This is a genomic window from Xenorhabdus bovienii SS-2004 (assembly GCF_000027225.1).
Taxonomy (GTDB): domain Bacteria; phylum Pseudomonadota; class Gammaproteobacteria; order Enterobacterales; family Enterobacteriaceae; genus Xenorhabdus; species Xenorhabdus bovienii_C.
Genome location: NC_013892.1, coordinates 300,194 through 311,599 on the forward strand (window position 1 = coordinate 300,194; position 11,406 = coordinate 311,599).

12 protein-coding genes, 1 tRNA gene and 4 pseudogenes are annotated in these 11,406 nt (G+C 45.8%); 12 read left to right on the forward strand and 5 right to left on the reverse strand.

All coding sequences use genetic code 11. The annotated features are described in order from the left end of the window. Positions 1-12 precede the first annotated feature (12 nt). The 4 genes and pseudogenes from XBJ1_RS20425 to tnpA all read right to left on the reverse strand — a co-directional run bounded on the left by XBJ1_RS20425 (position 13) and on the right by tnpA (position 2,338). Positions 13-707 (reverse strand): IS1 family transposase gene (locus XBJ1_RS20425; RefSeq protein WP_143827612.1). Its coding sequence is split into 2 segments (ribosomal slippage): positions 13-452 and positions 452-707, totalling 696 coding nucleotides; the frame shifts between segments, so codons are not numbered across the junction. 59 nt (positions 708-766) lie between these two features. After that, a pseudogene (tnpC, locus tag XBJ1_RS01265) lies at positions 767-1,543 on the reverse strand (IS66 family transposase); the annotation flags it as partial. Between the two features lie 70 nt (positions 1,544-1,613). Continuing rightward, positions 1,614-1,934 (reverse strand): IS66 family insertion sequence element accessory protein TnpB, encoded by a 321-nt coding sequence (gene tnpB / locus XBJ1_RS01270; protein WP_158304278.1) that lies wholly within the window; start codon positions 1,932-1,934, stop codon positions 1,614-1,616. 29 nt (positions 1,935-1,963) lie between these two features. Next, entirely contained in the window at positions 1,964-2,338 is a 375-nt protein-coding gene (gene tnpA / locus XBJ1_RS01275; protein ID WP_143827613.1) for an IS66 family insertion sequence element accessory protein TnpA, read from the reverse strand. A 267-nt stretch (positions 2,339-2,605) separates the two neighbouring features. Between tnpA and XBJ1_RS01280 the strand changes: the two genes are divergently transcribed. The 12 genes and pseudogenes from XBJ1_RS01280 to XBJ1_RS01335 all read left to right on the forward strand — a co-directional run bounded on the left by XBJ1_RS01280 (position 2,606) and on the right by XBJ1_RS01335 (position 10,342). Then, positions 2,606-3,133 carry an SMI1/KNR4 family protein gene (locus tag XBJ1_RS01280; protein ID WP_012986904.1) on the forward strand — a complete coding sequence of 176 codons (528 nt, stop codon included), beginning with the start codon at positions 2,606-2,608 and terminating at the stop codon, positions 3,131-3,133. 76 nt (positions 3,134-3,209) lie between these two features. Continuing rightward, a pseudogene (locus XBJ1_RS01285) lies at positions 3,210-4,274 on the forward strand (RHS repeat domain-containing protein); the annotation flags it as partial. After that, on the forward strand, positions 4,246-4,833 hold the full coding sequence (locus tag XBJ1_RS01290) for a hypothetical protein (RefSeq protein ID WP_012986906.1): 588 nt from the start codon (positions 4,246-4,248) through the stop codon (positions 4,831-4,833). The pseudogene XBJ1_RS01285 and the gene XBJ1_RS01290, both read left to right, overlap by 29 nt. A gap of 80 nt (positions 4,834-4,913) precedes the next feature. Further along, a pseudogene (locus tag XBJ1_RS22235) lies at positions 4,914-5,707 on the forward strand (RHS repeat domain-containing protein); the annotation flags it as partial. A 401-nt stretch (positions 5,708-6,108) separates the two neighbouring features. Then, positions 6,109-6,840, forward strand: a complete 732-nt coding sequence (locus XBJ1_RS01300) for a hypothetical protein (protein WP_038198258.1) — start codon at positions 6,109-6,111, stop codon at positions 6,838-6,840. Between the two features lie 89 nt (positions 6,841-6,929). Continuing rightward, positions 6,930-7,070, forward strand: coding sequence for an IS1 family transposase (locus tag XBJ1_RS19245; RefSeq protein WP_080515930.1), 141 nt, complete (start codon positions 6,930-6,932; stop codon positions 7,068-7,070). A gap of 40 nt (positions 7,071-7,110) precedes the next feature. Continuing rightward, a protein-coding gene (locus XBJ1_RS20435; RefSeq protein WP_143827614.1) for an IS1 family transposase occupies positions 7,111-7,805 on the forward strand; the annotation gives its coding sequence in 2 pieces (ribosomal slippage) (positions 7,111-7,363 and positions 7,363-7,805; 696 coding nt in all). 38 nt (positions 7,806-7,843) lie between these two features. Continuing rightward, positions 7,844-8,365, forward strand: a pseudogene (locus XBJ1_RS01315) (DUF4291 domain-containing protein); the annotation flags it as partial. Positions 8,366-8,404: 39 nt separating this feature from the next. Beyond that, the gene (locus XBJ1_RS01320) at positions 8,405-8,692 is read left to right on the forward strand and encodes a hypothetical protein (RefSeq protein WP_012986913.1); all 288 of its coding nucleotides are present in this window, start codon (positions 8,405-8,407) and stop codon (positions 8,690-8,692) included. 15 nt (positions 8,693-8,707) lie between these two features. Continuing rightward, entirely contained in the window at positions 8,708-9,733 is a 1,026-nt protein-coding gene (locus tag XBJ1_RS01325; RefSeq protein ID WP_012986914.1) for a DUF2169 family type VI secretion system accessory protein, read from the forward strand. 56 nt (positions 9,734-9,789) lie between these two features. After that, a complete protein-coding gene (locus XBJ1_RS21155; protein ID WP_012986916.1) occupies positions 9,790-10,095 on the forward strand; it encodes a PAAR-like domain-containing protein in 306 nt (101 codons plus the stop codon). A 171-nt stretch (positions 10,096-10,266) separates the two neighbouring features. Further along, a tRNA-Gly gene (locus XBJ1_RS01335) sits at positions 10,267-10,342 on the forward strand. Positions 10,343-10,521: 179 nt separating this feature from the next. Here the strand turns inward: XBJ1_RS01335 and XBJ1_RS01340 are convergent. Further along, entirely contained in the window at positions 10,522-11,166 is a 645-nt protein-coding gene (locus tag XBJ1_RS01340) for a TetR family transcriptional regulator (RefSeq protein ID WP_012986919.1), read from the reverse strand. Between the last annotated feature and the right edge of the window lie 240 nt (positions 11,167-11,406).

Consider the following 11,406-nt stretch of genomic DNA (forward strand, 5'->3'; position numbering starts at 1 on the left):
TTAGATTAGGTATTAAAAATAATGTTCACGTTCAATAAAGGTTCCTATCACTTTATCGTGCATTTCTTCCGATTTTGAATACCCAATGGTTTTTCTATTCAGCCTTTTGATTCGGGTACGATGCGTTAAATTCGTTCTCTCTATACGCTGAGTAAACGCCTTTCCAGTCAAGTGCTCTTCCTCGGGAAGTGGGTCATAAACAACATAGTCATCCGTGCAGTAAAACCGAATAGTAAAGGAAGATAAGAGGGTAAGCAGCTTGTCTAACGTTTTTCGACTGCGATCGCCAAAAACATGAGCCACTATTCGCTTCAGGCGGGGTTCCCAAGCATACCAAAGCCAGCGTTGGTTTTTCTTATTGCCGACAAACGACCATTGCTCGTCGATTTCACAGACAATCTGGATGCCACATTCCGCAAGGGGAAGTGTCGTTACGTTTCGGGGTCTGAGGTTTTTAATGTTTTCATGACGGTGGCGGTGGCGACTTTCAGGATCCGAGCGGTGTCACGAATTCCCCCGTTATTCATCGCGATATCGACAATCTGTTCTTTAACGCCGGGTTTGCAGGCCTGATAGGTATACGCCAACTGAAAGACCTTACAGCAGCTATAACAGCGATAACGAGGATGTCCGCCATTTCCTTTCCCATGTCCTTTGACCTGTTCTGATTTGTGGCAATAACGGCAATAGACATCAACTTTGGCCATACTTCATCCTTAAAAAGCCGGAAGCATATCACAGCAACTAACCATTTAATACATGACCCACAATAGACCCACATGTAATGGGTCGTTTTTTCAGACGTCACCACCTTCACCGGGGTTTCATCCGCATGGAGAACCGGTTGTTGCAACAGCATTTCCCTGAACCTGGCCACCAACGGCGTAAACAACTGCGCGGATTTTAATATCCAGTCACTCTGGGTCTGGCGGCTGAGGTCAATGCCATACTGTTTGAACACACTTTCCTGACGGTACAGCGGTAACCCATACTGATATTTATTGGTGATAAGCTGGCTGAGCAGGCTGCTGGTCGCCATGCCTTTCTTGATGGGCATCGCTGGCAAGGAGGCTTGTTTGACAGGCGTCTGAATGCCGGATTTTTCACATTCACGGCAGGCGTATTTGGGGCGGACATGCTCAACCACCCTGATTTGAGCGGGAATGAACAACAGTTTTTCACTGCGATCTGCCCCCATCTGATGCAACCTGCCGCCACAGCACACACACTGTTTTTCTTCCTCGGCGATATCATGGAACACGGTTTCGCGCGGTAAATCTTTGGGCAGGGGGTTGCGTGTCGGCTTACGGCGGGGAGGTATGAGGGTTTCCTGTGCGGCGGCCGTTTCAGCCGGCAGCGCAATTTCTTCCGCTTCGTTAAACAACTCCCCCTGGCCGGGGAACGCTTCCGAGGAAGCCCCAAACCGTTTTTGTTGGGCTAAACGGAACTGCTCTTCCAAAAAGGCCAGCCGCTGCGACTGCTTAATCAGCAGCCGTTTCAGTTCAGCGGGGTCATTGGGCAGGGCATCAATATCAATTTTCATGGGGACATTTTATGCCATCCCCGGCGAAAAAGCGTAATTAATGCCCGTTGGTTTGATGATCATCAAGGGATCAGGCGACATGGCAATCCTGTACGGAGAAGGGCTGGTGCCCGATGACATCATAACCCGATAACAACCCGTGCAGTTGCTGCTCTGTCAGGGTCAGGGAGGCACTGTTGACGGCGGTGGGCCATTTGAATTTCGCGTTCTCCAGCCGTTTGTACCAGAGCGCAAACCCGGTTTTATCCCAGTAGAGGATTTTGAGTTTATCCCGCTTCTTGTTGCAAAAGAGGAATAACGCGGTTTGCGTCGGAGACAGTTGCATTTCCAGCTCCACCCAGACCGCCAGCCCGTTGATGGATTTTCGGAAGTCGATAAATGAGCGGCACAAATACACCTCCGGCACATCCACAAACATTTTCATGCGGCGAGCCCCCGAATAATCGCAATGATAACATGCTTATCCGTGCCGGCAGGAAAACGCAGTGTGCCATGTGGTGTCTCAAATAAGATGGGGAGTATGCTGGATGAGGCGGATTTTTTCTGAGCGGTGCTGACTTTAATAAAAGCAGACGGTGAAGCCAGCCCAGACGGCTTTTCTGGTGGATGGGAGGTGCGTTGGCGGTGGTGATAGAACCGGGTTGTCGACACACCGATTTTTTGGCAAAACTGCGGGACAGTCAGTTCGGATTTTTTCTGCTGTTCAAACAGGTCCCGCCACTCGGCTTGAGTAAACCTGGATTGGCTCATGTGAGTTTTTTCCATCATCAGAATAGGTGAAACTATTTTAATCAATGGATTTATCCTGGCTAGGTGGGGTTCCCCGTACGCTTACTTAGGAACTTAGTCACCCTTCAACAACGACCTGCTAATACTCCTTTCATGAGTGGAATCGAGGGTCGAATAAGAAAAGCCTTAGAACAAGGACAAGTTGTCGAAATGAGTTCTGTTCCTATTTATAAGGACCCTTCCAGAATACCAGCTGGTATTACAATGAAGGCTGAAGGTTCGGGCGGATTCTATGAGTATGTAACTGTTCTTAACCCTCCAGGAATGTAAATAATGAGTATCGAGAGTTTAAATAATATATTGCCCTTACCTATCCATCCAAATGAAAATGGTCAGAACAGAAAATGGTCGTTGATAGATGAGCGGCACGCTTTTCCTAAAGATTATATTGATTTTATCACTCAATATGGCACGGGCAGAATTGCCGATTTTATCACTATATTTAACCCATTTAGCGAAGATGATGATCTGAATTTTTTCAGGCAGAAGGAATGGATTATTGAGGATTTTAATTCTCTTGTTGAATCTGATCCGGATTACTATCCGTTTATTCTTTATCCTAAAAAAGATGGATTGCTTCCCATAGGCGTTACTGATAACGGTGACTATATCTTTTGGGTTGTATCATCAGATGACAGTGAATTATGGAAGGTAGCCATTATTGCTGCAAGGGCACCAGAAGTTGAATATAGACAAGAAAACTTCACTGATTTTTTAGAAGGTGTTTTATCCAGAAAGATCAAGTGCATGTCATTTCCTGACGGTTTTCCACCTAACAGTATAGAATTTGACAGAATTTAAAGAATAAGCCGGAAAGATCCCTGTGATCTTCCGGCTTTATTTTTTGGACGCGCAAGGTGCCGTGACGCGAATGACCCAGAGCCAGCAGGCCGGGCGGGTTATCCGGCGCGGTGATGTCAGCTACCGCTATGATGACAGCGGGCGGCTAGTAGAAAAGACCGTACAGCGCGATGGTTTCCGGCCACAAGTGTGGCGCTACCGCTGGGATGCACTGAACCAGCTGACCCAGTGTGAAACTCCGGACGGTTCCCGCTGGTACTATCAGTACGATGCTTTCGGGCGGCGTATCCGCAAACTCAAGGTGCACGACGGAAAACTGGCGGCAGCCAATTTACAGCGCTGGCTGGACGGCAAGCCGGATCTGACGCCGAAACCCCGTACCATGATGGGGCAGGATTACCTGTGGAGCGGGGATCAGCTGATTGAGGAAACGCCATTGTATGCGGATGGCACGCCCGCCGAAGATCAGCGTATCCGCTGGCTGTACGAACCGGGTAAACTTACGCCGTCGGCGCGTTATGAACGGGGTAAATTGCATTACATCGTCAGCGATCATCAGGGTACGCCCCGGGAAATGCTGAACGAGGAAGGCGGGCTGGTGTGGGCACAGCGGCTGACGACGTGGGGGAAAGCAGAGAAGTCGCAGGTCATTGCCTCAAATGACCCGGATTATCATGTGGGGTGCCATTTCAGGTTTATGGGGCAGTACGAAGACGAAGAAAGTGGGTTATACTACAATCGTTTTCGGTATTATGACCGGGAAACTGGGCAGTACCTGACGCCGGATCCCATTGGCCTATTGGGCGGGCTGAATCCGTATGGGTATGTTGATAATCCGGTCAATTTTATTGACCCCTTTGGGCTGGCAAAATGTCACTTAGACAATCCGAAGAAAAAAGTAAATAGTGCAGATGTAGGAGATTTTGTTAGAACACCAACCTCTCACCCAGATGATTTTACCAAAATAAAAGGTGGTAATTATAAGAATAAGAATACAAATGAGATATGGAGTAAAAGTAATACTACACATAGCGATAAAGAGGGTGAGTGGAAAGTTGGTATTGGAAAAGCAGAACCTAAACCAAGACATAAAATAACTATAGGTATGAGTGATGGAAAAATCATTAAAATTGATAAATAATAATTTTTCACTAAGTGAATTTAATTTTAGTGGATTCAGTTCATCTGTAAATTGGGTTGGTTTTTTCGAAAGAAAACATGATTTCTCTTATCACCTTATTGATGAATCCATTGAGTTATTTTCTGATTTCTTTGAAGGAAAACATGCTAGTCCGACAATCATTACTGCCCTTTCGTTTGACGATGATAAAGAAGATGACATAGAGACAATTGCGAGATATCAAGAAATTTACCATAGCGTCAAAGAAAAAAACTTATTACTTCCGATGACAGAAAGCTATGAAAATTATTTGTATGGAGAAACATTATTACCAGCACATTCATTAAGTTTTAGTTTTACAAAAAATGATTTTATCGATCTTTCAAAACTTATTATGTGTCATGCGGGGGTAATAGGTCAGGTTTGTTTTTACATAAACCCTGCCCTCAATATAGGTGTTTATCCTCATGAAGATACTGGCTTTGGTTGCATCGCACTCAATGGAGAAAAGAATACATGCATTGATTTTTTAACTTATTGTAAAAAAAATGAAAATTTCAATGTTGTTATAGATAATTAACTCAGAAAATATAAGCCGGAAAGATCCCTGTGATCTTCCGGCTTTATTTTTTGGACGCGCAAGGTGCCGTGACGCAAATGACCCAGTGCCAGCAGGCCGGGCGGGTTATCCGGCGCGGTGATGTCAGCTACCGCTATGATGACAGCGGGCGGCTGGTAGAAAAGACCGCACAGCGCGATGGTTTTCGGCCACAAGTGTGGCGCTACCGCTGGGATGCACTGAACCAGCTGACCCAGTGTGAAACTCCGGACGGCTCGCGCTGGCATTACCAGTATGATGCGTTCGGGCGGCGCATTCGGAAACTCAAAGTCCATGACGGTAAACTGGCCGCTGCGAATCTCCAGCGCTGGCTGGACGGCAAGCCGGATATGACGCCGAAACCCCGTACCATGATGGGGCAGGATTACCTGTGGAGCGGCGACCAGTTGATTGAGGAAACGCCGTTGTATGCGGATGGCACGCCCGCCGAAGATCAGCGTATCCGCTGGCTGTACGAACCGGGTAAACTTACGCCGTCGGCGCGTTATGAATGGGGTAAATTGCATTACATCGTCAGCGATCATCAGGGTACGCCCCGGGAAATGCTGAACGAGGAAGGCGGCTGGTGTGGGCACAGCGGCTGACGACGTGGGGCAGGGCGGAGAAATCTCAGGTGCTGGCCTCCAATGATGCGGATTATCACGTTAGCTGCAACCTGCGTTTTGTGGGGCAGTATGAAGATGAGGAAAGTGGATTATACTATAACCGTTTTCGGTATTATGATCGGGAGACGGGGCAGTACCTGACACCGGACCCGATAGGGCTGGCGGGGGGAGTGAATCCCTACGGGTATGTGCATAATCCCACAGGATGGGTAGATCCGTTTGGGTTGGCGGGCAAAGATTGCGATAAGTTCACTAAATTATCTTCACCAAACCCAGTACCTAAGCGTTAGGGGAGAATATGAAGAGATAATCACAGGAAAAGGTACTCCAAGGGTACATAAAGATACTGGAATTCAAAAAAACCTAGAAGATAGAAAAGGAAAAACGAATAAATTCTGGATCGGAGCTAAAGAATGGCAAGTAGTTCATTCAGGAAAAGGGCTTGACCCACACCATCGCATACTAGAACAAACATTACCGAATGGTCAAAAAATATATGGATATGTATTAAATCATGATTACGAAAAAGTCTATAAATTTCCGAGTCCTTGGTACCCCGATGGTGGTAAATATCCAGGGCACAAGTCAATGAAATGATAAACATTAAATTATTCAACAGAATGGCAATACTATGATCCACAGTAAATATTGCATATATATTAATGATGTAGAATGCGCTATAGCCGATGATATTGACTTTTTTCACCTGAGTAATCATGAAAGCGATGATTTTGGATTGATTCTATTAAGATCAAAAGAAATAAAGATGCAGAGTAGTGTCAAAGTAAAAAAAGAAGACACTATTACTATATCCTATTATATCAATGGGATATGTGCATTTGAATTTAATGGTCATATAATAGACAAAGAAAATACTCTAACAAACAGCCAAGGGTTTTCATTCGTAATAAAAACTTCTGATGAGCCACCTCTTACCATTATTGCTATTTTAAAAGAGTGGGTTAAAGGAAATGATTTTATCTACTGGAAAAACAACAAATGCATAGAAGCAAAAAATCTATGGTTAACCGCATGTTTATACTGGCAGCAAATTTTCCCACCAAAACCTAATAAAATACTTAATGCCTCACTAAGCTTAGAAGGCATCAATAATTATCTTGACTTCTTTTGCATGCTTGGAGAAGCATTTTGGGGTAAAAGAGGATATATAGGTAGAGATTTTCATGGGTTTGATGATTTATTGGGTGATCTTAGCTATGAAAAGTCAGAAATTAATATTTATATTGAAAATATGAATAAATTAAAACTTTTTTTAGAAAGAATTAGTCCTCCTGATTACAATTACCATGAAATTTTCATGGGAATTTTAGTAAATAGAAAGTGTAATATTAACAAAAAATAATTACATGATTAATCCAAAAGCCGGAATGATCGGTCATGTATTAAATGGTTAGTTGCTGTGATATGCTTCCGGCTTTTTAAGGATGAAGTATGGCCAAAGTTGATGTCTATTGCCGTTATTGCCACAAATCAGAACAGGTCAAAGGACATGGGAAAGGAAATGGCGGACATCCTCGTTATCGCTGTTATAGCTGCTGTAAGGTCTTTCAGTTGGGGTCATGTATTAAATAGTTAGTTGTTATGATAATCTTCCGGTATTTCGTGGTGGAACATGGCTAAAGTAGAAGTTGATTGTCGTTATTGTCACCAATCAGAAGATGTCAAAGGACAGGGAAAAGGTCATAGAGGTTATCCCCGCTACCGCTGCTATGCCTGCAGTAAAGTCTTTCAGTTGGCATACACCTATCAAGCTTGCAAACCGGGAGTCAAAGAGCAGACTATTGATATGGCGATGAATAACAGCGGCATCCGTGACACGGCCCGCGTATTGAAGGTGGCAACAGCTACTGTGATGAAAACGCTTAAAAACTCAACCCCCGGAACGTGACGACGCTTCCTCTTGACGGGGATGACATTCATCTTATCTGTGAAGTGGATGAGCAGGAGTCGTTTGTGGGGAGTCAGAAAAATCAGCGCTGGCTCTGGTATGCCTGGGAGCCGCGTATGAAACGGATAGTGGCACATACTTTTGGGGATCACAGCAGAAAAACATGGGAAAAACTACTGGCACTCTTGTCACCCTTTAATATCCGGTTTTACTGTACGGATGATTATGCCGTTTATGATTGTCTTCCTGAAGAAGTCCATCTTACTGGAAAGATATTTACCCAACGTATAGAGAGAACCAACCTTACCCATCGTACCCGAATAAAAAGGCTGAATAGAAAAACAATCGGTTATTCCAAATCTGAAGAAATGCACGATAAAGTGATAGGCACTTTCATTGAGCGTGAAAACTATATTTAGTGAGCATTCTAACTATTTAATACACGACCCAACAATCAGTTAGAGTATATCAGGCTTATTCTGCTACTATTGCTGACAGTGCGATTAAACATAACACGTTCGTTTCTCCCCCTTTTAGCATGACGCGTATGACATGGATTAAGCCTTCATTCTTATGGATGATGTATCGTGCTGGTTGGGGAACGAAAGATAGTGGTCAAGAACGTATTTTGGCTATTGATATCACACATGAGGGATTTAGAGAAATTTTGCAGCAGGGGGTGATTAGTCATTATGACCCTGATTTGTTTTATTCTCAGGAAGAGTGGAAAAAAGAAGTTCAACAAAGTGATGTGGTTATTCAATGGGATCCTGAACGAGACATTCATTTAAATAAGTTAGAACAGAGAACTATACAGATTGGTCTGCGTAATCAAGCAGTGGAACGTTATGTAAATAAATGGATTATCAACATTGAGGATATTACGAATAGGGCACATCAGATTCATGAATTGGTCAAAATGAATAAATTGGATATGGCTTACAATTTGTTGCCAGAAGAAACAATTTATTTGGAATGATCGATTTTTATACATGAACAAGAAGTCGGAAATATCAGCATGATCTTCCAGATTTATTCTTTTTTAAGAGCGGCTCACACCCTGACCGTCGGCGGAGTCATGAATACGGCCGTCGCCTTAAGCCAGAGCGAACAGGTGGGCGTCCATAAGTCGGTTATCGTCGGTAACACCCTGTCCATCAAGGCCGGGGATGTGATTGAGCTGCAATGCGGTGCCAGTACCCTGCGCATGGACAGCAGCGGCAAAATTACCCTTATTGGCACCGAGTTTAAGTTCGAGGCGAGTGGCCCGGTACAAATCACCGGCAAAGACATCGACCTGAACTAAGGAGGATACACCGGGATGGAATTTCGTAACCTGACCCCCTTTGCAGTGATGAACTATTCAATGCTGGATGTGGCGGATACAGAGCACCGTGTGATGGTGATGAAAATCGGTTATCAGTTGCTGCCTGACCGTCGCGGCCATTGTCTGGCCGAACTGCTGCCCGCGCCGCCGCTGTGTTTACAGGATGAATACCGCGGGCAGATGAATGCCTCACAGGTGTTGCAGGAGAGTGACCTGGCCCCGTTTAAACCGCGTTGTGACGTGATTGTTAACGGCACCGCATATGCACCGGATAACCGACCCTGCACGGCGTTTCCGGTCCGGCTGCATGTGCAAAGCAAACAGGGGCAGACCCTGCTCGACAAAACCCTGACCGTGACCGGTGAACGGGAATTTATTCGTGATGCTGGCGGTCAGTGGCAACTGACCGACCCGAAACCGTTTTCAACACTGCCGCTGGATTATCGCTACGCCTTTGGGGGCGAATGCAAAATTCAGGCGGATGATAAAGCAGTTGCACAGCTTAAGGAAAGCGATCGGCTGACATCGGCACAGCGCCAGCAACACCCTGACGGAGAAAAAGCGCCGGTTGCTCACGCCGCCTGTGAAACCAATCCGCTGGGAATGGGATTTATCACGCCGTGGTATGCCAACGCCAAACCACTTACCCGTTGCCCAGCCCCCCGCATTAGCGCGCCGGAGGTACCGTTCACGGCACCGCATTTTGCGAAACAGCTGGCGGGAACATTATCTGCCGATACACCCGCCTGCCAGCCGCAGGGGCTGGGCTTTCTCGGCCGGCCGTGGCTGCCCCGCCGCCAGCTTGCCGGCACTTACGATGCCGACTGGCGGGCACCTGCATGTCACCCTGCCGGGGCATCGTCCGTTTATTTTGCTGCGGCTGCACGACGGGAGGATGTTGCCCGTGCCGATGCGCCTCGATACGTTAATGCTCGACAGCGAGGCGCTGACGCTGCATCTGACCTGTCGGCTGAATGTGAAAACCGCGCTGCCCATTCGGGTGGCGGAAGCGCGATTTGAAATCAACCCGGATGCGCCGTTGCTCAAAATGGCCCCACCAGAAGAGGAGAAAAAGGATGGCTGATAACTACATCGTCCGGACGGCCGGTGAATGGCTGATCGTCGGCCTGTTGCCGGATGTGTGTAAAACTCCGATGGGCGCATCAACCCCGCCGATCCCCTATCCGGTGGTCGCCAAACTGGCCGACAGTTCCGCACCGGAAATGTTGTGGAAAGCCTTTGTTATACAGGGCTTGAAGCTGATATCTTTGCTCGGGAGTCAACTGTCGGTACTGTCTGGTTTGTTTATGCATATCAGGCTACTATGCGGCAGGAAAATGAGGGTAACAACGGGTGTAAAATGTCCACGTCACGTCAGTTAGCATGTATTTTGAACGTTTGGTATTGGGTTGTGTGCAAAGAGCTTGCCATCTTCTCCAAACAAGTTCATAATGGCGCCCATCTTGGTACGTAAATATATAAAACTCCTTTAAATCAAATGGTTGTAGGATGTTCGTATCTAGAAATTAAGGCTGACAGTAGTCATCAGCAATGCGGGAATAGCTCAGTTGGTAGAGCACAACCTTGCCAAGGTTGGGGTCGCGAGTTCGAGTCTCGTTTCCCGCTCCAAATTCAGGATTGTAGATTTTTATGAAAGTCTGCAAGCCACAGAAAAAAGGACCGAAAGGTCCTTTTTACGTTCCAGTGATAATGACCAAAATCCATTCTCATCCAGCGCTTTTTAGTCGGTCGTTAATAACCCCCGGCCTGCGTTTACCCGAACCTTTCGGTTATCTAGGGTAAAGTCACTAGATATCCGGCTGATTGTTTGCTGGAAAGTTGAGACCATTCTCGATAATGAGAAATACTTCATCAAGAACATCTGAGTAACGCATAGAAGAGTGTTTTTTCCGCTTCCAAACGTCATATGTAGCCCAATGCGCATAATCTAAAACGCCGGCTAAGATGCCTGGTCTAATATCTATTTTAGGGTCGGTTCCCATACGTTGAGCGATTAATGAAATGATAGGGGGTTTCCGATCCTCTCCGCGCTGAAGATTTTTTGCCCGAACTAAAGGATGGTTCCTTATCAAGTCTTGAAGGGTCATGAAACAGTTTGTATTAAAGCCATAAGAACCTCCTTCACATTTTCTCATAATTTCGACAGCGGTATGCCGTAATGCTGATAACGCGGGTTCATGAGGTGGACGGCGGATGAGCGCGGCAATAAAGTCTTTGTGTTCTGCCTCTTGGTAGTCAAGGACAACATCTTCCTTTGAGGAAAAATATCGAAAAAAAGTGCGGGTAGAAACGTCAACTTTTTCAGTGATATCTTCTACTCGAGTTTCATCAAATCCCTTAATAGCAAAAAGTTCGTAAGATGTCTTAATTAGGGCATCCCTCAGCATAAGCTTCTTCCGCTCACGGCGGCCAACTTTTTCTCTATCTGTCACGCGCCTGTTTCCTCCTGTCTGGAATAAGTGATCGGTGTTTGAGCCTCCATTATCGCATAAAAGGACACTTATGTAATAGTTAACTAATGATACTATCAGTAAAATGTCATTTGACACAATATGTCACGCGGTGACATATTGTCGTTAGATGACATATTATGTCATCTGAAATAATTTTTTCGAATATTAAGAGCCGAGATGGAGCGGTTTGGCTTGGTTCAATCAAGGGGACAGCTTCAG